Origin of the sequence: Lysobacter sp. cf310, assembly GCF_900114355.1 — a bacterium.
Lineage (GTDB): Bacteria > Pseudomonadota > Gammaproteobacteria > Xanthomonadales > Xanthomonadaceae > Lysobacter.
Genome location: NZ_FOSS01000001.1, coordinates 352,921 through 373,140 on the forward strand (window position 1 = coordinate 352,921; position 20,220 = coordinate 373,140).

The following is a 20,220-nucleotide window of genomic DNA, read 5'->3' on the forward strand; positions in this document are numbered from 1 at the left end:
CTTGCTCGCCCATGTCGACCGTCAACGCCAAATATTCGCCCGTTGGCGATATCTTGGCGCTGCTGTAGGTCGGGTGGCGGACGAAGTCGGCGATCGAGGGCGCGCCGGACGGCGCATCGGCGGCTTGCGCTGAGGCCGCGCACAGCGCCAGGCCCAGCACCGCGAGGTGCAGCTTTTTCATTTCGGTTATCCCCTAAAACGACGCGAAAAAACGGCTCGCGCCTAGCCTAACCCATCCAACGGTTCCGGGCATACAGGCCCCTACCCGTCGGCGGGCTCAGGCCGGGGACTTTGCCGAATCTGTCGACAGCGTCCTGTCCAGGGCGGTATGCCAGTCCGGCAAATCCAGACCGTACTCGCCGCGCAAGCGGGCGGTATCCAGCACCGAGTAGGCCGGACGGCGCGCGCGCGTGGGGTAATCCGAGGTCGCGATCGGGTGCACGACCGGCTTGCGCGCGATCAGGCCCAGCGCGAACGCGCGCTCGAAGATGGCCTCGGCGAAGCCGTGCCAGGTGGTTTCGCCGCCGGCGACGAGATGGCGCACGCCGGACTCGGCCAAGCCCTGTCGCAGGATGACCGCGCTGACGTCGGCGATCAGCCAGGCCGGCGTCGGCGAGCCGATCTGATCGGCGACCACCCGCAGTTCGTCGCGCTCGGCGCCGACGCGCAGCATGGTCCGCAGGAAGTTGGCGCCGTGGGTGGCGTAGACCCAGGCCGTGCGCAGAATCAGATACGGCGCGCCGCTGGCCGCGATGGCCTGCTCGCCTGCGAGTTTGCTGGCGCCGTATACGCCCAGCGGCGCGGTGGCGTCGTCCTCGCGATAAGGGCGCGTGCCGCTGCCGTCGAATACGTAGTCGGTCGAGTAATGCAGCAGGGTCGCGCCGCGCGCGGCGCAGGCTTGGGCGATCCGACCGGGCGCCTGCGCATTGGCCCGGAACGCGGCCTCGGCCTCGTCCTCGGCGCGATCGACCGCGGTGTGTGCGGTGGCGTTGACGACCACATCGGGCCCCACCCGCTCGATCAGGGCCGCGATCGCGTCGAGCTCGGCCAGATCAAGCGCCTCGCAGCGGCCGCCGTCGGGCAGCTCGCCGCTGCGGGTGGTCGCCACCACCTCGCCCAGGGGCGCCAGACTGCGTCGCAGCTCCTGGCCGACCTGACCGTTGGCGCCCAGCAGCAGGATCTTGCTCATGCGCTGTAAACGGGCAGTCGGTCTTGGGCGACGTCCGCCAGCAGCGGCGCGCGCGCGTCCTTGTCCGACAGCGAGGGCTCGCTTACCGGCCAGTCGATCGCCAGCGCCGGATCGTCCCAGCGGATGCCGGCGTCGGCCTTGGCGTCGTAGGTCGCGGTGCACAGATAGGTGAACACCGCGCGCTCGCTGAGCACGCAGAAGCCGTGGGCGAAACCTTCCGGCACCCAGAAATGACGCTTGTTCTCGCCGCTCAACAGCACCGCCGTCCAACGGCCGTAATGCGGCGAGCCGCGACGGATGTCGACGGCGACGTCCCAGACCTCGCCCTCGATCACCGACACGTACTTGCCCTGCGGATTGGGCCACTGGTAGTGCAGGCCGCGCAGCACGCCGCGCGCCGACGAGGACACGTTGCCCTGGACGAAATTCGGCGACAGCCCGTGCGCGGCCAGCTTGTCGCGATTGAAGGACTCGAAGAAATAGCCGCGCGCATCACCGAACACCTGCGGTTCGATCACCACGCAACCGGGTAGATCGGTTTCGATCACTTTCACGGCACGAACCCCCGCTTGGCCAGGCCCAACAGGTACTGGCCGTAGCCGTTCTTGGCCAGGGGCGCGGCCAGTTCGATCAGGCGCTCGCCGTCGATCCAGCCGTTGTTCCAGGCGATTTCCTCGGGACAGCAGATGCGCAGGCCCTGGCGCGCCTCGATGGTCTCGATGAAGTTGGACGCTTCCAGCAGCGACTGATGGGTGCCCGTGTCGAGCCAGGCATAACCGCGGCCCAGCTGTTCCAGGTGCAGCGAGCCTTCCTCGAGATAACGCCGGTTGAGGTCGGTGATCTCCAGCTCGCCGCGCGGCGACGGCTCGAGCTGCGCGGCGAAATCGCTGGCACGGCCGTCGTAGAAATACAGGCCGGTCACGGCGTAGTTCGAGCGCGGCTCGGCCGGCTTTTCCTCCAGGCCGATCACCCGGCCCTCGCCGTCGAACTCGGCCACGCCGTAGCGCTCCGGATCGTTGACCCAATAGCCGAACACCGTGGCGCCGTGCTCGCGCTGGTCGGCGCGCTTGAGCATCGCGGTCAGGCCAGGGCCGTGGAAGATGTTGTCGCCCAGCACCAGGCAGCTGGGGCCGCCGGCGAGGAACTCGCGACCGATCAGGAAGGCCTGCGCCAGGCCGTCGGGGCTGGGCTGCGCGGCGTATTCGATGTTCATGCCCCAGCGCGAACCGTCGCCCAGCAGGTGACGGAACAGCGCCTGCTCGTGCGGGGTGTTGATGATCAGCACATCGCGGATACCCGCCAGCATCAACACGCTGAGCGGGTAATAGATCATCGGCTTGTCGTACACCGGCAACAGCTGCTTGCTGATCGCCTGGGTGATCGGATACAGCCGCGTGCCGGAGCCGCCGGCCAGGATGATGCCCTTGCGGTTCATGGTCGTCCTCAGGCCTGGCCGATACGTTCGAGTCGGTAACTGCCGTCCAACACGCGCTGCACCCAGGCCTGGCTGTCGAGATACCAGTCCACGGTGCGCGCCATGCCCTGCTCGAAGGTCACGGTCGGGGCCCAGCCCAGCTCGCCCTGCAGCTTGGAGGCGTCGATCGCATAACGGCGGTCGTGGCCCGGGCGGTCTTTGACGTAGGTGATCAGCGATTCGCGCTTGCGGCCGTCGGCCAGCGGGCGGCGCTGATCGAGCAGCGCGCAGATGGTCTTGACCACGACGATGTTCTGGCGCTCAGCATCGCCGCCGACGTTGTAGGTCTCGCCCAGGCGCCCGGCTTCGAGCACGCGCCGGATCGCGGCGCAGTGGTCGCCGACGTACAGCCAATCGCGCACGTTCAGGCCGTCGCCGTACACCGGCAGCGGCTCGCCGGCCAGGGCCTTGGCGATGATCAGCGGGATCAGCTTCTCCGGGAACTGGTACGGGCCGTAGTTGTTCGAGCAATTGGTGGTCAGTACCGGCAGACCATAGGTGTGATGGAAGGCCCGCACCAGATGATCGGATGCCGCCTTGGACGCCGAGTACGGCGAGTTGGGCGCATAGGGGGTGGTTTCGCTGAACTTGCCGCTGTCGCCGAGGCTGCCGTAGACCTCGTCGGTGGACACGTGCAGGAACCGGAAGGCGTCGCGGCCAGGCGCGTCCAGCGACTTCCAGTAGTCGCGGCTCTGCTCCAGCAGGCTCAGGGTGCCGACCACGTTGGTGTGCACGAACGCGGCCGGGCCGTCGATCGACCGGTCGACGTGGCTTTCGGCGGCGAAATTGATCACCGCGTCGGGGCGGTGCTCGGCGAGCAGGCGCGCGACCAGGGACGCGTCGCCGATGTCGCCTTGTGCGAACACATGGCGCCCGTCACCGTCTAGCGGGCTCAGGGTGTCCAGGTTGCCGGCATAGGTCAGCGCATCCAGATTCACGACCTTGATGCCGCGCTGCACCGCTTCGAGTACGAAATTACCGCCAATGAAACCGGCGCCGCCGGTCACCAACCAAGTAGACACTCAGACACTCCCTGCTCAAGAAATTAGTCGCTGCACGCCGCCTTGCGCCGGCAAGAGGGCAGATCGGACCGAGCCGGCCGAACCGGACGCCGAAACCGCCCGAACGATACGGCAGGCCAGCTGAAAAGACCCATCGCGCCGGCGCCCGGCCGTCGTCCGATGACGCCCGAGTCGTGCAAGCGAATGATTCTAATACTTTCTTTTTGCCGAAGGCGGCGCGCAACCGGCCCAACGGGGCGGCCTGAGCCGGCCCGTTCAGTCGCATCCGGAGGCGCAAAGCCTTACGCGCCAATGACCTGCGTGCGGGAAATCGGTGCGGCCCCGGGCCAGGCTGAACGAGCGCGCGCCCGAGCCCGGCCGCGGTGGCGCCGGGCCTAAAGCCGAAAGCAGCAACCGCGGCGTCTAAAAAGTGACTAACTGGTGCCGACGTGCAAGAACGGTCCGCTCGGCATCGGGCCGGCGGTTTGCGACGGGGCTCTCATTCCGGCCGTCGGCGCCGTTACTCGACGCCCTCGCCGGCCTCGACCGCGGCTCGCACCGCCTGCGTGTCCTGACCCAGCATCGGCGCGGCGAACGGCGCCGGCCCCGGGGTGCGGCCGAACTTGATCGATTGCGCGACCGCGCGGTAGTGGCCCACGCGCGGGTGCTCGATGGTGCCGACGATGCCTTCGGCCAGCACTTGCGGGTGTTCGAACATGTCCTCGATGCGACGCGCGGCCGCGCAGGGCACCTCGTCGCCGAACAAGGCCTCCCATTCCATCGCGCCGCGCTGCGCCAAGGCCTCGTGCAGGCGCGGCACGATCTCGGCGGCGTGCTCGGCGCGCTTGCGCACGCTGTCGTAGCGCGCCTGCACCGCCAGATCGTCCAAGCCGGTCTTCTCGCACAGCGCTTTCCAGAAACGCGGCGTGTTCGCGGAAATATAGATATGGCCATCGCGGGTGGGATGGATGCCGGTGACGCCGCCGGAGCGCATGTCGCGGCCGATGTCCAGCGACTCGCCCTCGGCCCAGATCATGCGCGCCGACTGCATGGTCAAGGCGCTGCGCAGCAGCGACACCCCGACGAACTGGCCCAGGCCGCTGCGCTCGCGCTCGTACAGCGCCGAGGACACGCCCGCGGCCAGCAACGCCGCGGTGTAGTAGTCGACGACCGAGCCGTAGATGATCTCCGGCGGCCCGCCGCGTCGGCCCTGCAACGCGCACATGCCGGTCATGGTCTGCAGCACCTGGTCGTAACCGGCCTTGTCCTTCATCGGCCCGGTCTCGCCATAGCCGGTGACCGCGCAGTAGATCAGGCGCGGATTGATCAGGCTCAGGCGTTCGAAATCGATCCCCAGCCGCTGCGGCACGCTAGGCCGGAAGTTGTGCACCAGGACGTCGGCGTCGCGCACCAGCCGTAGCAGCACGGCGTGATCGGCGGCCTGCTTGAGATCCAGCACCATGCCGCGCTTGCTGCGATTCACGCCCAGGAAGGCGCGGCTTTCGCTGGGCAGGGTCGACGGATACTGGCGCAGATTGTCGCCATCGGGCGGCTCGATCTTGATCACGTCCGCGCCCTGATCGGCCAGCAGCGCGCAACCGTAAGGGCCGGCGATATAAGCGCTCAGGTCGAGCACGCGCACGCCGGCGAGCGGCCCCGCCGGGGCGTCGCGCCCGCTGCTGGGGTCAGGCCGAAATGCGTCCATACGCTGCGCGTCCATGAAACTCCTGGCGTGATGCTGTCTGCACTGTGCCGCGCGCCCGCGCAAAGAAACAGGCAGGCCGCATATGTTCTGGCGCCACAAAATCTTGCTTGGCGCTCATGGTGTGGGCTCCGGCGCCAGACTCATCCAGGTCAGGCGCCAGGCCCCGTCGACGCGGCCGCCCGCGCGGTAGTACGGAGCGAACACCAGCGGCGAGCGGTAGCCCAGGCGCAGCTCCAGCAGCGGCGCGCCCTGCTCGTCCTGCGTCGCGCACAGCCAGGTCGCCTCCGGCTGCGACGGCAGGCGCAGGGTCTCCTCGGTCTTGAAGCCGTCGATCAGGCCCGAGGCGTAAGCCAGCGGCCCGCGGGTGATGCCCAGGTACTCGTGGCGCAGGACTTCCTGGCGAACCGGGCTGCCGTCGGGCGCACGCGATTCCTGCACGTTGCGGCTGAGCGCGCGATGGCTGCGCGGCGCCATCGGGAACCGCGCGATCACCTCATCGCCGTCGCGCCAGACGCGGTCGAGCACGGCATAGCCGCCGTGCTCGACCACGGCGCTGGCCGTATCGCCGTCGACGCGCACGGTCGCGTCTTCGGCCCAGGACGGCAGGCGCAAGCTCAAGGCGAATCGCGCTTCGCGCTCCAGGCCGATGCGCAGGCGCACCTCGCCATCGAACGGATAGGCGGTCGCCTGTTCCAGACGCACCCGACCGGCCGCGCCCAATTCGATCTCGGCCCGCCCGGGGCCGTACAGATTCACCGCGATGCCCTCGTCGCCGCTGCGCGCATAGGCGATCGCAGGCAGTTCCTCCAGCGCCATCGCGCCGCTGGACTTGCAGCAGCGCCAATAGGTGGTGTGCACGCGGCGCCCGTTCGGGAACACGTAGTAGCACCAGTCCTCGCCGTTGGGCGCCTGCGCGCCGAGCAGGTCGTTGTAGGCCGAGCGCTCGATCTCTTCGGCATAGCGCGCCTCGCCGGAGATCGTGAGCAATTCGCGGTTCAACTGGATCCAGGCCAGAGTCGAACAGGTCTCGACGTAACCGTGAGGACTGAACGCGCCGGGCGCATTGAACACTTCGCGCGAGCGGTGGGCGACGCCGCCCCAGGGGCCGCCGCCTAGCGTCAGATGATGGTCGCGGATGCTGCGCCACAGGCCTTCGACCGCATCGCGATAGGCGGCGATGCCGGTGGCCCGATGCAGCTTGGCCAGGCCGACCAGGTTCCAGGCCAACTGGTAGGCCTTGCCGGTCGCGATCTCGGCTGCGTCGACGCCGGCCAGGGCGCGGCTGAGCAAGGCCAGCTCCGGGTGACGATCGGCCTGCTCCAGCACCGTCGTCGCCAGATCCAGATAACGCCGCTCGCCGGTGGCGAAGTACAGCTCCGTCGCCGGATCCATCAGCACCGTCGCCGACATGCCGTGATGGTTGCCGAGCTCGGTGATGTCGATGCCGCCCTCGCCTAGGGCGCGCGCGCACAGATCGCCGATGCGGCGCGCGGCTTCGAGATAGCGCGGCTCGGGGAAGTGTCGGTGGATTTCGAGAAAGCCGAGGATCAGATAAGCGTGTGTCCAGATGTCCCAGGTCCGCACGCTGGGCGCGCCGTCCCAACTCAGCGGTTTGGGCGGCTGCTTGCGCATGAAACGCCGTTCCGGCGCGTAAGTGCCCAGATACCCGTCGGCTTCCTGACTGTCGACCAGAAAATCGGCCACGCGTCGCAGCCGCGCCAGCAGCTGCGCATCGCCGGAGCGCGCGGCGGCCTTGGCCGCGGCGACCATCCATTTGCCGGCATGCTCGCCGTACCAATCGCCCTCGTGGTTCTGCGCGCGCCGCTCCGGCGCGAAGATCTCGATCGCCGGGCTGCGCTCGTCGACGATGAAATGCGACAGGCGCCCGGCCAGATTGGCGTCCAGGGCCTCGCCCAGCAGGCCTTCGAGACGAACGGCGGCGGCGGGAATGCGCTGCATGGGCTCAGCCCGCATCCACGACGCAACGGAAGCCGACGCAGCCGGAGCGGTCCTTGCTGGGCGCCATCAGCAGATACTTGCCGTGCTGATCCAGCCGGTGCGCCTGCGGGAAATACCAATGCGAGGTCTGCGGCTGATACGAGCTGCCGCCGCGCAGGATCGCGGCGCGGGTGTGCTCGTCCTGGTACTCGTCGGTCCATTGCCAGACGTTGCCGACCAGGTCCAGTACGCCAAACGGGCTGGCGCCATCGGGATGCGCATCGACATCGTCGGGCGCGCGCAGGCGGCGGCCGCGATTGGTCGCGGGCACCGCATCCTCGCGCCAGTCGTTGCCCCAGGGATAGCGGCGGCCGTCGCCGCCTTGCGCGGCGTACTGCCATTCCCATTCGCGCGGCAGGCGCTTGCCCGCCCATTGCGCATAGGCGCGTGCGTCCTCCAGCGCGACCCAGGTCACCGGCTTGCGCTCCCAACCCGGCGGCGGCGCGCCGTCGATCCAGTGACGCAGGTAGTTGTGCGCATCGCGCGGGCGGTAGCCGCTGGTCTGGACGAAGCGCAGGTAGTCCGCGTTGGTCACCGGCGTGCGATCGATATGGAACGGCCGCATGCGCATGCGCTGGCGATGACTGCGGCGCGCGCTGGTCTCCCAGGGGTACTGCACGTCCACGCCCTCCCAGGTCTGGCCCTCGATCTCGACACCGCCGACCACGAAATCGAAATCGCCGCCGGGGATCGCGATCATGCCCGCGGGCGCGGTCGGCGCGGGCGCCGTGGGCTCGATCGCGACCAATTGCTGCGTCAGCGCGCGCCACTGGTGGGAGTACGCACGCAAAGGGGTGGCGGCGCGTTCGGCCATGCCCGCCAGGAAAGTCGCGAAGCCCTCGCCTTCGGCACCGGGCGCCAGCGCCGCGACCGCGCCGAAGCCGCGGCCTTCGAGCGCGAACTCGAACACCGCGCATCCGTCGTCCAGGCGCGGGCTCAAGGCGACGCCGTTCCAGACATCGAAGTAACGCCTACCCTCGACATGCGGCACCGCGAACTGCTCGCCCGCGACCTCGTACTCGTTGCGGTTGACCACGGTCCACAAGGTCGCGCCCTCGTGCGGGAAGCGGCTGGCGAACACGCCTGCCTGCAGGGTGCGCTCGTAAGGCCGCCAGTCCAGGCTGACCATGCAGGCGGCGAAGCGGCGCTCGATCGCGGCGATACGGCGCAGGCTTTCGGCGTCGCGCGGGGTGAGCTGGTTCCACAGGCCCCAGATGTTCTCCCAGGCGTTGTAGCCGACGCCGTTGAAGAAGATGTATTGCAGATCGTGGTTGCGGTCGCGGCCCCAGCGGTTCTCGTAGTTGATCATGTGGCGCGGCTCCAGCCACTTGAACTTGGCTACCGGCGGCACGACCTCGTTGGGCGCCTTCTTGCCCCAGCTTTGCACGTTCCAGATCAAGGCCTCTTCGGCGCTGATCGTGGACTCCGGCTGCAGCACCACCGGATGGCCCAGGGCGTCGCAGGCGTCGAAGAACGCGCGCGGCACGCCGTTGTAGGTGTCGCCGTTGATGCCGTCGGCGCCCACCGCCTTGACCAGCTCGGCCATGGATTCCCAATCGTGGCGGCCGTCGTCGCGGGTGCCGTTGTCCCAGGGCATGGTCGGCAGCAGCACGCGCACGCCGTGGCGATGGAACTCGGCGATCGCCTCGCGCAGGCCGTCCAGGCCGCCGGGCAGATCGCCGGCCAGATCGAACTGGTTGCGGTCGTCGATGCCGATATTGGGATAGACATGCCAGATCAGCACGCTGTCGATGCCGCCGTAGCGCTGCTTGAGATCGTCCAGATAGCGCTCGACGGTGTAGCGGCCGGCGACTGGATCGTAGAAGTAGCGGTCCTCGGCCATCATCTGCGCGTGCACGAAGTTGCGCTGCGCCCATTGCAGCTCGGGCCGGCGGTAGTTGGCGTCGTCGTAGCCGATCCGGGTCAGATGCTCGCGGCGCCAATCGACCAGCTCGGCGATCCAGTCGTCGACCGTGCTGTCCACGTCCATCTTCCAGTGCCCGATCTCGGCGAACGGCCAGCCCGGCGCCTTGCCCGGCAGGGGCAGATAGCGCTGGGTAGTGACGTGCGAGAACTTGTATTCGCTGCGCACCGGACGGCGTTCGTCGGCATCGGCGGGTTCGGGAGCGATGGGGTCGGAGCTGGAGTTCATCGGATCGGGTCGTATCGGAAGGTGCGGAATTGGGGGACTGCGGCCAGGCTTGGCTTCAGGGTGACGCGGCTCGCGTGGCCGGCGCGTCGTCGGCTTGCACGCGGGCCAGCAAGGCCTCGACCTCGTCACGGCTGGGCACGCTGGATTGCGCGCCCGCGCGGGTGCAGGCCAGGGCCGAGGCGGCGCTGGCGCGACGCAGGGCCGCGGCGCCGTCCTCGCCCGCGGCCAGCGCTGCCGCCAGTGTGCCGCAGAACGTGTCGCCGGCGGCGGTGGTGTCGACGGCGGTCACCGGATAAGCGGGCTGATGCAGCAGCGCGTCGCCGATGCGCGCGCAGCAGCCGCGCGCACCCAGGGTGACGATCACCCAAGGTGTGTTCAGACGCGCCAGGGCCGCGGCGCGGTCGTCGCGCACGCCGGTGATCGCAGCCAGCTCGCCCTCGTTGACGACCAGCACATCGACGGCGGCCAGCAGGCGTTCCGGCAAGGCGCAGGCGGGCGCGGCGTTGAGGATCACGCTCACTCCCGCCGCGCGCGCGGCCAGCGCCCAGGCCTCGACCGTCGCCAGCGGCGTTTCCAGTTGCAGCAGCAAATGACTGACGCCGCGCAGGTCCGGCAGATGCTCGGGCCGCAGCGCGACGTTCGCGCCCGGGGCCACGGTGATCGCGTTCTCGCCGTCGTCGGACACGCAGATGAAGGCGGTGCCGGTGGCGGTGTCGGCCACGCGTAGCGCCAGCACGTCCACACCGGCCGCCTGCAGCGAGCGTTCGATCGGCGCCGCGTAGTCGTCGTCGCCGAACGCCGCGAGCAACCGCGTCGGCGCGCCCGCGCGCGCGCAGGCCACGGCCTGGTTGGCGCCCTTGCCGCCCGGATAGGTCGCGAAGCCCTGGCCGAGCACGGTCTCGCCGGGCGCCGGCACGTGCGCGGCGCGCACCACGAAATCCAGGTTGGCCGAGCCCGCGACCAGCACGCTGCCGCCACGCGCGCTCATGGCGCCAGGCCCTGGTAGACCAGGCCGTAGAACCGACGCGCGACCCGCGGCAGATCGGCGCGATCTTCGCGCGGCAAATGCTGCAACAACAGGATCGCGATCAACTGCTCCTGCGGATCGATGGTGTAACTGGTGGACGCCGCACCCGACCAGCCGAACTGCCCCACCGAGCCGGGTTGGCCGCGCAGCGCCGGGTCCAGCACCACGTAGCCGCCCAGGCCGAAGCCCTCGGCGTCGCTGAACTGCGTCACCGGCGGGTTCAACATGGTCAGATGGTTGCGCATCATCAGCTCGACCGTCTTGCGGCCCAGCAAGGTTTCGCCGTCCAGGCTCCCGCCCGCCAGCAGCATCTGGCAGAAGCGCAGATAGTCGCCGGCGGTGGAGTACAAGCCGCCGGCACCGCTGGGATAGGCATTGAGCGGCGCGCCGGGTTCGCGCGCGCTGGTGCCGTCGTCCAGGCGCAGGCGTCCGTCGTCGCCCATGCGTGTGATGTCGACCACGCGCGCGCGCTGCGCGGCGGGCACGCTGAAGCCGGTGTCGCGCATGCGCAGCGGCGCGAATACGCGCTGCCGTAGGAAGTCGTCGAAACTCAGGCCGCTACCGACCTCGACCAGGCGCGCCAGGGTCTCCAAGGCCGCCCCGTCGTAACCGAAGCGCGTACCCGGATCGGCGGCCAGCGGCACCCGGCTCAAGCGCTCCACGAAGCCGCGCAGATCGCGCGCGGCGTGCGGATCGGCGCGTTGCAGCAGCGCCAGGGCGATGTCGTCGCCCGGGCGGCCGGCGGCGAAACCGGCGGTGTGGGTGAGCAGGTGCCGGATCGTGATCGGCCGCGCGGCCGGACGCAGCCGCGGCGCGTCGACGCTGCCGCCGGCCACCACCTGCGGCGCGTCGAAGCCCGGCAGATAGCGCGAGATCGGATCGTCGAGGGCGAACTTGCCCTCCTCCATCAACATCAGCACCGCCACCGAGGTGACGGTCTTGCTCATGGAGTAGATGCGGAAGATATCGTCGCGCTGCAGCGGACGGCTGCGCGCGAGGTCGCGGTGGCCGTAGGCGCGCCAGTCGACGATGCGCCCCTTGCGCGCGATCAGCGTGATCCCGCCGAGATAGCCGTCCGCGCCGGTGGTCTGTTCCATGAAGGCGTGCAGGCGTTGCAGACGGGGCGCCGAATAGCCCTGCGCCTCGGGCGCGGACTCCGGCAGCGGCGAAGGCTCGGCCGCCTGCGCCGGGGCCAGCGTCATGGCGCAGAGCAACAGGCCGCACAGGCCTGCGCACCGAACCAGAGCGGAGAAAAGAGAGCCGCCGCGGGCCACGGGCCCGTCGGCGGCAGTTCGGGAGTGTCGCGCCACTTCTTATGATTCAGAACTTGATGGTGTGGGTGAGCGAGACCATGCGGCCGCGGCCGGCCCAGTAGTTCTGGAAGCCGCCCGGCGGCTGCGACCAGCTCAGGATGTACTGCTTGTCCAGCAGGTTCTCGATGCCGAGCGAGAACCGGCCCCAACGCTCGGTCTCGTAGTTCATGCCCAGGTCGAACAGGGTGTAGCCGTGGGTCTCTTCGGTGAAAGTGAAGCGTTGGCCATCGAAGGGACGCACATCGGTGCCCGAGAGCTTGCGCGAGAACAGCGTGGTCGCGCCCAGGGTGATGTCGCCGCGCGGCACGAAGTTCCAGGTCACCGACCAGGCGAACTTGTCGGGGTTGATGTCGAGCACGCCCATGGGACGGTTCAGGCCGCCGGCCGGATAGCGCCCGGCCGCGTCGGCCGACCAGAACGCGGTCTCGCCGCGGGTGTGCGAATAGACCGCGCTGAACTTCCACTTCTCCGAGAAGCGGTAGTCGCCGGACAGCTCGTAGCCCTTGATCCGCACCGGCGCGCGCAGCAGCACGAAGTCGTTGGTGACCGGATCGATCGACAGCGACTGGCCGAAGTCGGACTTGGAGTCGTAATGCGAGGCGCTCAGCGAGCCGCGGCTGCCGCGCCAGTTGAAGCCGAACTCGGTGTTGTCCACCACGATCGCATTCAGATCGAGCAGGTCGCCGACGCTGATCTGCGGATCGTTCGGGCAACCGTCGGGCTGGGTGCCTTCGGGGCTGTCGTTGGAGCACTGGATGTTGCGCAGCGGGATGCCGACATTGGCCAGGGTGAAGCCCTCGCCGTAGGAGCCGAACACCGAGAAGCCCTCGTTGATGCGCCAGACCACGCCGGCATTGACCAGGTTTTCCTGGTAGTCCAGAGTGCCGCCGCGCACGAAGCGGCGGTCACGGAACCAGGTGGTGGTGTAGTCGTCGACGTGCATCTCGCCGTCTTCGCGGCGGATGCCGCCGCTGAAGGTGAGCGGGCCCACGTCCCAGGACAGCTGCAGCCAGGGCGCCTGGCTCTTGTACTCCATCGGCGGCACCCAGACCCGGTTGGTCAGGGCCAGACGCTGCTCGGCGGTGTCCTTGACCAGGTCCAGGCCCACCCGCAGTTCCAGGCCGTCCACCGAGAACAGCGAGGGCCGGGTCCAGGAGGTGCGCAGGCCCTGCTTGTCGGCCCGGATCTCGGACTGGTCGTAGATGCTGCCGATCGGCGCGATCAGCGGGTCCTGACGATCGGAGGAGTTCTCGACCAGGTAACGCATGGCCTGGTCGGCCTTGTAGCCGTTGAGCACCAGCGTGCCGCCGAAGAAGTCGAAGTGGGTGTAGCTCAGCTGGTATTGCTTGAAGTCGTTGAAGGCGGCCTTGGAGCCGAAGATCTGACCGCGCTCGGAGGTGTTGGTGCGGGTCTCGCCGCAGATCGCGAATTCCTCCGGCCGGCAACCCAGGACCTGGATGTAGTTGGCCTTGCCTTCGATCTTGAAGTGGCTGACCGAGCCCTCGATGCGCTGGGTGCCGTCCTCGCCGAAGTTGTAGCCGGCCTTGAGGAACAGGTTGCGCGCTTCCGAATCGGCGACCGAACCGCTGGTGTTCATGCCCACGCGGCGGCCGTCGGCGTCGTAGCTGATGCCGCGGTCGATGATGGAGGCGCTGGCCAGCATGTCGAAGTCGCCGTCCTTGCGGGCGAAGTTCAGGCCGAGCTTCCAGCCGTCGCTGTCGTCGCCAAACTGGGTCGAGTAGCGCGAGATCAGGGTGACCTCGTTGCCCTCCTTGGTCGGCGACGAGGACAGGTAGTTGATGATGCCGCCCGCCGCGCCGATGCCTTCCGATGCGGAGGGGCCGTTGATGACCTCGATGCGACCGACGATGCCCATGTCGGTGAAGGTGGCGTTGCGGGTGCCTTCGCGCAGCGGCGAACCCTGCGGCACGCCGTCGAACAAACGCAGTGCGACCCGCCCGCGCAGGTTCTCGCCGGTGTTGCTCATCGCCTGCGAGGACTCGGCGTAGCCGGGTACCGAGCGCGCCAGCACCGCGGTCGCGTCCTCGGTCAGGACCAGGCTGCGCTGCACTTCTTCTTTCGACACCAGGGTGATCGCGCCCGGGATCTTGTCGACCGCCTTGGGGCTGCGCGTGCCGGTGACGACCACGTTGTCCAGGTCGACTGCCGAGGAATCCTTGGTTTCGCTTTCGGCAACCGCTTCGGCGTCCTGCGCGCGGGCATTTCCGGAGATGACGGAGAGCAGCAGGATGCTGCTGATCGCGGCGCTGAGTGGCTTGACCATGTCGTGTCTCGTGCTGGATTCGGATGGCGACGGTTCGCGCCGTCGCGGCGTGGTCGTTGATCGATGATGCGTGGAACCGCGCGGATCGCGCTTCGCTCTGGCGACGCCCCCCGACGTCCCGGCAGCCCTGTTGGTGTAAACGAGCGTATGCGCTCGGACGCAGGCATAGAACCGGCGCGGGCTATGTTCAGAGACTAGGTTTTGTTGCTTGAGTGCGCAGGAAAAATGTCGCGTTGCAGCATTTTTCTGCAGGCAAGCGCGCCGCGGCGCTCAGCCCTTCTGCGCCGCCTGCATCGCCTTGCGGCTTTCCTGCAGGAACACCGTGACCAGCCGCACGCGCACGCTGGAACGCGACCAGACGATGCCGATCCGGCGCGTGGCCGAGGCATCGGGCAGCGGGATGCGCGCGAGCTTCAGCCCTTCCGGCCAGGGCTTGGCCCAATCCGGGACCAGCGACACGCCCAGGCCGCGGTCGACCATGACCGCGATCGCATTGAGCGCATTGAGCTCGAAACGCTCGCGCGGGACGATGTTGGCCGCGCGCAGGTACTCGTCGGCCTGGCGCCCGCCCCACTGGTGGCGGTCGTAGCGGATCAGCGGCTGGGTCGCCAACAGTTCGTGCGGGTCGCGCTCGGCCATGCTCTGCGGCGCCAGCACGATCAGCGGCTCCTCGCGCAGCAACTGCCATTCGCAGGTCTTAGGCAGCGGGAACGGTGCCTGCAGCACCACCGCCGCGTCCAGATCGCCCTTCTCCACGGCGTGGTAGAGATCGGCCGAATAGCCGGGCTTGATGAACACGTTGATCTGCGGAAAGGTCTCGACCATGCGCGCGAGCACGTCGGGCAGCATGCCGGCCAGGGCGGTCGGGCACGCGCCCAGACGCAGCTCGCCGGAGACCCCGCTCTCGTTGGCCACGCTGCGCAGGTCTGCGACGCTGCGCAGCAGCTCGCGCGTGCGCGACAGGATCCGCGAACCTTCCTCGGTCACGCTGACGGTACGGCCGACGCGTGCGATCAGCGGCGCGCCGATCTCGCGCTCCAGGGTGCGGATCTGCTGGGCGACCGCGGCCGGGGTGATCCCGAGCACGCGCGCCGCCGCGGCCATCGAGCCCTGGTCGACCACGGTTACGAAGGTGTGCAGGAACTGAGTTTCCACGAGACCTTAATCCGTTGAAGGCTGGAGGTTACTCCAGCGCCGATGCCCGCACCATGCGCGCGGCCGCGCGTCGCCGACCGCTGTGCGTGGCGAACGCCAAAGCCAAGCTGGGCCAGCGTCTGAATATAGCGTTGGCGTCTTGGTGCGGCGCGCAGGCAGGCGAACAATCGGCGTCACACCCCAACTCAGCCGGACGCCCGCATGGCCTACCCGATCGCAAGCGCCGAACAGATCGCGTTCTTCGCCGAGCACGGTTACTTGATCGTGCGCCAGGCGTTGCCGGCGCAGGAGCTGGACCGGATCGAGGCGCGCTGCGACCTGCTGCTGGCGGATAAGGAACGCCTGGCCAACGACTGGGCCTGGGACCGCAGCGAAAGCAAGGAGCGGCGCTCGTTCCGCATCGTGCAATCCTCGCCCACCCTGGTCTGGCCGGAGATCGCCGAGCAGCCGTACCGGGCCTGGCTGGCCGCCTTCGCGTCTTCGTTGATGGAGCGCGACATGGCGTTCTGGTACGACCAGTTCCTGGGCAAACCGCCGGGCAACAGTTCGCCCACCTACTGGCATCAGGACGAGGGCTACTGGGGGCGCAACCTGTTCGATCGCGGCATCACCGGCTGGATCCCGCTGCAGGACGTCGACACGGTCAACGGTTGCATGCATTTCGTCGACGGCGGCCACCGCGAAGGCGTGCTGCGCCATCGGCTGGTCGAAGGCGTGCAGAGCGACCTGCTGGTGTGCGAGGTCGACGAAGCTCGCGCCGTGCCCTGTCCGATGGCGCGCGGCGATGTCGCCTTCCATCATTCCAAGACCCCGCACATGAGCAACGCCAACACCGGCAGCGCCTGGCGCAAGGCCGTGACCAATCATCTGCAGGCCGCGGACGGCACCGGTTCGGGCGATCACTACCCCTGGCGGGTGAAGGTGAACCAGCAGACCGGCGAACGCAGCGTGCCCGGCGGCGGCGCGCACGATCCGGGCGCGATGGGCATGTAGCGCCGCTCGCGGCGCGGCTCGACGAGGCGCCAGCGGCGCTCCGTTCGCCCGACCCTGGATCATCCAGTCCCTAGCCCTTGCCCTTGGGCCGGTCCGCCACGCCCGGCTCAGACATCGCTGACGCGGTCGCGATAGATCGTCAGACCCTTCAGCGATCGCGTCGGCGCCGGGAAGAACAGGCTGGCGACGTAGCCGATCACGATGCACAGCAGGATCGAGATCGCCAGGTAGAAGTACGGATGCACCATGTCGAAGGACCAGATCACCAGGGTCAGTACGATGCTGGCGCCGATGCCGATCGCCACGCCCGGCGAATTGGCGCGGCGGGTGAACATGCCCAGGGTGTAGGCGCCCGCGAAGCCGCCGCCGAGCAGGCCGGCCAGCTCGATCGAGACGTCGAACAGCGAATGGATGTCGAAGCGCGACAGCACCAGCGCGGTGGCGATGCCGACCAGGCCCACCACCACGGTCATGATCTCGGCGAAAAACACGCTCTGCTTGGGCGTGCGGTTCTTGGCCAGCTTCTCGTAGAAATCGACCGAGATCAGAGTCGCGACCGAGTTCATGATGCCCGACAGGGTCGCCATGGCCGCGGCGAAGATGCCAGCGATGATCAGCCCGGTCACGCCCACCGGCAGCTCGGCGGCGATGAACATCGGGAAGGTCGCGTCGATCGGCAGCAGCGGGTTCATCCGCTCCGGGTTGGCCTTGTAGTAGACGAACAAGGCCGTGCCGATGGTGTAGAAGATGATGCCGCCGGGGATCATGATCGCCGCGAAGGCCCAGATCGACCGCCCGGCCTCGCGGTCGGACTTGGTCGACAGGGTGCGCTGCATCAGCACCTGGTCCTTGGGGAAGGTCAGCACCACTTCGAACAGCACCAGGAAGATGAAGCCCCAGACCGTGGCCTTGGTCAGGTCGAAGCTGAAATCGAAGGTGTGCATCTTGTTCTCGGCCATCGCCGCCGACCAGAACTCGCCGAAACCGCCGCGCAGGCTCCAGATCATGAAGCCGATGGCGAAGATCGCGCCGCCCATCTTCACGATCACCTGCACGAAGTCGGTCCAGATCACCGCCTTCATACCGCCCATCGCGGTGTAGACGATGGTGAAGCCGCCCATCAGGATCACGCTCCAGAACACGCTGATGCCGGTGATGGTGGCGATGGCCAACGCGGGCAGGAACAGGATCACGCTCATGCGGCTGCCGATCTGCACGAACACGCACAAGGCGCTGGCGAGCATGCGGATGGAGGGATGGAAACGGGTCTCCAGGTAGGAGAACACCGACATCAGGTCCAGGCGCCGCAGCAACGGCACGATCCACACCGCCACGAACATCAGGCCGAACACCGCGATGACGTTGTTGGCCATGTACTGCCAATTGGTCTCGAAGGCCTTGGCCGGGATCGCGATGAAGCTGATCGAGCTGGTGTTGGCCGCGTACAGGCTGATGCCCGCGGCCCAGAACGGAATGGTGCGGCCGCCTACGAAGAAGTTGGAGGTCGAGCTGCGCTTCTCGCGCAGGTAGAAGTACAGGCCGATGCCGATCATGCCGGCCAGGTAGACCACGATCACCACCCAGTCCAGCCAATGCAGACGCAGCTTGCTGGACTGCACCTGGGCGCTGGCGAAGGCGATCTCGCGCCCGTCCGCACCGGCCTGGGCCCAGATCAGGCCGTCGGGCCAGGCGGCCGTGGCGATGCTGCGGCCGGCCTGCGCGCCAGGCAGGGTCGCCCAGCTGGCGGTGATGGTCTGGTAGGTCGCGACTTTGGCGGCGGCGCCGGCCTCGGCGCCCTCCTCCACCAGATACAGAATGTGGGCCTGGCCGATGGCGCGGCCGGAGCCGGGCACGACGCGGCCGGGCGCGCGGCTGGGCTCGGTCCAGCCGGGCTCGGCCGACCAGCGCAGCACGCGGTCGCCGCCGCTGGTGGACGGCACCACCGCGAACAGGGCCTTGGTCTGCGCGACCAGCGAACTCGCGGCGCCGCCGCCCGGCCAGGGCGGCAGCGGCGCCCAATGCGGGCGCTCGTCTTCGAAACTCAATTGCAGCAGGTGCGCGCTGCCGTCGCCCGCGGTACCGGCGATATAGAACGCATCCGCGGACAAAGCGCCGCGCGCGTCGCGCAGGGCCAGCGGCAGCGGCGCCAACGGCTGCAGCGCGATCGCGCCGTCGCGCAGACTCAGCTGCACCACTTGCGTCGCCATGCGCGGCGCACCCTGCCCCAGCAACAGATAGGCGCGTTCGCCGTCCTGTACCAGCGACACGACTTCGGACGCCTTCGTCTGTTCGGGCCAAGGCAGCGGCGACCAGGCGCGGGCGCCTTCCTGCAACGACCATGCGCCGTCATGCGTGATCGCGATCGCGCGGCCCTGCACGCGTGCGAGGCCGATCAATGGCGAGTCGGTCTTCAGGCTGGGCAGCGCTTGCGCACGCATCGGCGTCAGCGCTTCGGCCTGCAGCGGTCCGACCACGCTCAGCAGCAGCAACAGCAACACCGTGCGCCACGACCTCGGCAACACGGACGCGCCGCAAATCGAACTACCCATCGCCCGCACGCTCATGCACGTCCCTTCGCAGCCAGCAGCGCCTGTGCGCGTTTCAAGAATGGCAGATCGATCATGCGGCCATCGACCACGAACACGCCGCGCTCGGGCGCCTGCGCCGCCGCATCGACGATGCGCTGCGCCGCCGCCAGTTCGGCCTCGGTGGCCGCGAAGGCCGCGTTGGCCAAGGCGATCTGGCGCGGATGCACGCAGGTTTTGCCCAGGAAACCCAGGCGCCGCGCCATCTCCGCCTCGGCGCGGTAGCCCTCGTCGTCCTGCAGGTCCGGATAGGCTCCGTCCAGGGCGAATACGCCGGCCTGGGCCGCGGCCATGCGCAGCGCGAACATCGCTGCGTGCACGTTGGCGCGGTCGCGCCGGTCCACGCCTTCGGACTCGAACAGGTCGCCCAGCCCCAGTTGCAGCCCGGCCACGCGCGGATGCGCGGCAGCCGCGATCTGCGCCGCCGCGGCGAGCGCGCGCGGCGTCTCGATATTGATCAGCAACCCGATCGGCCATTCGACTCCGTTGTCGGCCTCGACCGCTTCGACGCGTGCGACCGCATCGCGCAGCGCATCGGCCGTTTCGATCTTGGGCAGATTGAGCAAGTCCACGCCCGGCTTGACCACCGCAGCCAGATCGTCGGCGAACCAAGGCGAATCCGGCGCATTGACGCGCACGATCGTCAGCTTGGCGCTGGTAACGAGTGCTTCGCAGCCTACGAACTGGGCCACCGCCGCACGCGCGTCGCCCTTGCGCTCGGGCGCGACGGCGTCTTCAAGATCGAACGACAGCGCATCGGCTTCTCCGGCCAGCGCCTTGGCGAACAGCTCCGGCCGCGTTCCGGGCACGAACAATTTGCTACGCATGGAACGGCCGAGCCTGAGTCGTCTGGGTCATGGCCGGAGTGTGCGCCAAGGCAAAGATAGCGAGCGCACAGGCCAGGCATGTTCAAACGATAGGTTTTGTTTCGAATTCGGCCGCTCGGCGCCCCAGGGGGGGAGGGGCCGTTTGACATACTGTGCAACACACAGTACTGTGCGCCACATGGTCGACTCAGATGCCTTCGGAAAACTGGAACTCGAGCTACGGCGCGGCGTGGTGGTGCTGGCCACGCTCTCGCAGCTGCGGGCCCCGCGCTACGGCTACGAGCTGCGTCAGGCCCTGGCCGAAAAAGGCATGGCGATCGAGGAAGGCACGCTTTACCCGCTGCTGCGGCGCCTGGAAACCCAGGGCCTGCTGCACAGCGAATGGCGCACCGAGGACGGGCCGCCGCGCCGCTACTACTCGCTCAATGCGAACGGGCGAAAGCTGCTGAGCAAACTCACCGACTCATGGCAGGGGATGAACGACGCCATGCATCGACTGCTGCGGGAGGAATGAGGA

At 68.4% G+C, this 20,220-nt stretch carries 15 protein-coding genes; 2 read left to right on the forward strand and 13 right to left on the reverse strand.

Features of this window, described 5'->3' with window-relative positions; all coding sequences use genetic code 11:
* Positions 1-277: 277 nt before the first annotated feature.
* From rfbD to BMZ45_RS01600, 11 genes are all read right to left on the reverse strand, one after another.
* Complete coding sequence (gene rfbD / locus BMZ45_RS01550; protein ID WP_091631601.1) at positions 278-1,189, reverse strand: dTDP-4-dehydrorhamnose reductase; 912 nt, start codon at positions 1,187-1,189, stop codon at positions 278-280.
* A complete protein-coding gene (gene rfbC, locus BMZ45_RS01555; RefSeq protein WP_091631603.1) occupies positions 1,186-1,743 on the reverse strand; it encodes a dTDP-4-dehydrorhamnose 3,5-epimerase in 558 nt (185 codons plus the stop codon). The genes rfbD and rfbC overlap by 4 nt, the downstream gene beginning before the upstream one ends.
* Positions 1,740-2,624, reverse strand: coding sequence for a glucose-1-phosphate thymidylyltransferase RfbA (gene rfbA / locus BMZ45_RS01560; RefSeq protein WP_091631606.1), 885 nt, complete (start codon positions 2,622-2,624; stop codon positions 1,740-1,742). The genes rfbC and rfbA overlap by 4 nt, the downstream gene beginning before the upstream one ends.
* Before the next feature lie 8 nt (positions 2,625-2,632).
* Positions 2,633-3,685, reverse strand: coding sequence for a dTDP-glucose 4,6-dehydratase (gene rfbB, locus BMZ45_RS01565; protein ID WP_091631609.1), 1,053 nt, complete (start codon positions 3,683-3,685; stop codon positions 2,633-2,635).
* A 499-nt stretch (positions 3,686-4,184) separates the two neighbouring features.
* Positions 4,185-5,369, reverse strand: a complete 1,185-nt coding sequence (locus BMZ45_RS01570) for a CaiB/BaiF CoA transferase family protein (RefSeq protein WP_091633946.1) — start codon at positions 5,367-5,369, stop codon at positions 4,185-4,187.
* A gap of 114 nt (positions 5,370-5,483) precedes the next feature.
* On the reverse strand, positions 5,484-7,328 hold the full coding sequence (locus BMZ45_RS01575) for a glycoside hydrolase family 127 protein (protein WP_091631612.1): 1,845 nt from the start codon (positions 7,326-7,328) through the stop codon (positions 5,484-5,486).
* Positions 7,329-7,332: 4 nt separating this feature from the next.
* Complete coding sequence (locus BMZ45_RS01580; RefSeq protein WP_091631615.1) at positions 7,333-9,519, reverse strand: SUMF1/EgtB/PvdO family nonheme iron enzyme; 2,187 nt, start codon at positions 9,517-9,519, stop codon at positions 7,333-7,335.
* A gap of 55 nt (positions 9,520-9,574) precedes the next feature.
* Positions 9,575-10,507, reverse strand: a complete 933-nt coding sequence (locus tag BMZ45_RS01585) for a ribokinase (protein ID WP_091631618.1) — start codon at positions 10,505-10,507, stop codon at positions 9,575-9,577.
* Positions 10,504-11,748 carry a serine hydrolase domain-containing protein gene (locus BMZ45_RS01590; RefSeq protein ID WP_091631620.1) on the reverse strand — a complete coding sequence of 415 codons (1,245 nt, stop codon included), beginning with the start codon at positions 11,746-11,748 and terminating at the stop codon, positions 10,504-10,506. Before BMZ45_RS01590 ends, BMZ45_RS01585 begins: the two co-directional genes overlap by 4 nt.
* A gap of 118 nt (positions 11,749-11,866) precedes the next feature.
* Entirely contained in the window at positions 11,867-14,143 is a 2,277-nt protein-coding gene (locus BMZ45_RS01595) for a TonB-dependent receptor (protein ID WP_091631624.1), read from the reverse strand.
* Positions 14,144-14,413: 270 nt separating this feature from the next.
* Positions 14,414-15,298 carry a LysR family transcriptional regulator gene (locus BMZ45_RS01600; protein WP_056181402.1) on the reverse strand — a complete coding sequence of 295 codons (885 nt, stop codon included), beginning with the start codon at positions 15,296-15,298 and terminating at the stop codon, positions 14,414-14,416.
* A 201-nt stretch (positions 15,299-15,499) separates the two neighbouring features.
* Between BMZ45_RS01600 and BMZ45_RS01605 the strand changes: the two genes are divergently transcribed.
* Positions 15,500-16,291: a phytanoyl-CoA dioxygenase family protein gene (locus BMZ45_RS01605; RefSeq protein ID WP_091631627.1), complete on the forward strand. Its 792-nt coding sequence runs from the start codon at positions 15,500-15,502 to the stop codon at positions 16,289-16,291.
* A 107-nt stretch (positions 16,292-16,398) separates the two neighbouring features.
* On the opposite strand, the gene BMZ45_RS01610 is transcribed toward BMZ45_RS01605, so the two are convergent.
* On the reverse strand, positions 16,399-18,813 hold the full coding sequence (locus BMZ45_RS01610; protein ID WP_254776502.1) for a sodium:solute symporter: 2,415 nt from the start codon (positions 18,811-18,813) through the stop codon (positions 16,399-16,401).
* 38 nt (positions 18,814-18,851) lie between these two features.
* Positions 18,852-19,703, reverse strand: a complete 852-nt coding sequence (locus BMZ45_RS01615) for an HpcH/HpaI aldolase/citrate lyase family protein (RefSeq protein ID WP_091631630.1) — start codon at positions 19,701-19,703, stop codon at positions 18,852-18,854.
* A 178-nt stretch (positions 19,704-19,881) separates the two neighbouring features.
* Here BMZ45_RS01615 and BMZ45_RS01620 point away from each other — a divergent pair, with 178 nt between their 5' ends.
* Positions 19,882-20,217: a PadR family transcriptional regulator gene (locus BMZ45_RS01620; protein ID WP_091631633.1), complete on the forward strand. Its 336-nt coding sequence runs from the start codon at positions 19,882-19,884 to the stop codon at positions 20,215-20,217.
* Positions 20,218-20,220 lie beyond the last annotated feature (3 nt).

Bases quoted from the DNA above. Each gene is read 5' to 3' on its own strand.
- rfbD (WP_091631601.1), bottom strand. From the start codon at position 1,189: ATGAGCAAGATCCTGCTGCTGGGCGCCAACGGTCAGGTCGGCCAGGAG.
- rfbA (WP_091631606.1), bottom strand. From the start codon at position 2,624: ATGAACCGCAAGGGCATCATCCTGGCCGGCGGCTCCGGCACGCGGCTG.
- BMZ45_RS01570 (WP_091633946.1), bottom strand. From the start codon at position 5,369: ATGGACGCATTTCGGCCTGACCCCAGCAGCGGGCGCGACGCCCCGGCG.
- BMZ45_RS01575 (WP_091631612.1), bottom strand. From the start codon at position 7,328: ATGCAGCGCATTCCCGCCGCCGCCGTTCGTCTCGAAGGCCTGCTGGGC.
- BMZ45_RS01580 (WP_091631615.1), bottom strand. From the start codon at position 9,519: ATGAACTCCAGCTCCGACCCCATCGCTCCCGAACCCGCCGATGCCGAC.
- BMZ45_RS01585 (WP_091631618.1), bottom strand. From the start codon at position 10,507: ATGAGCGCGCGTGGCGGCAGCGTGCTGGTCGCGGGCTCGGCCAACCTG.
- BMZ45_RS01590 (WP_091631620.1), bottom strand. From the start codon at position 11,748: ATGACGCTGGCCCCGGCGCAGGCGGCCGAGCCTTCGCCGCTGCCGGAG.
- BMZ45_RS01595 (WP_091631624.1), bottom strand. From the start codon at position 14,143: ATGGTCAAGCCACTCAGCGCCGCGATCAGCAGCATCCTGCTGCTCTCC.
- BMZ45_RS01605 (WP_091631627.1), top strand. From the start codon at position 15,500: ATGGCCTACCCGATCGCAAGCGCCGAACAGATCGCGTTCTTCGCCGAG.
- BMZ45_RS01615 (WP_091631630.1), bottom strand. From the start codon at position 19,703: ATGCGTAGCAAATTGTTCGTGCCCGGAACGCGGCCGGAGCTGTTCGCC.
- BMZ45_RS01620 (WP_091631633.1), top strand. From the start codon at position 19,882: ATGGTCGACTCAGATGCCTTCGGAAAACTGGAACTCGAGCTACGGCGC.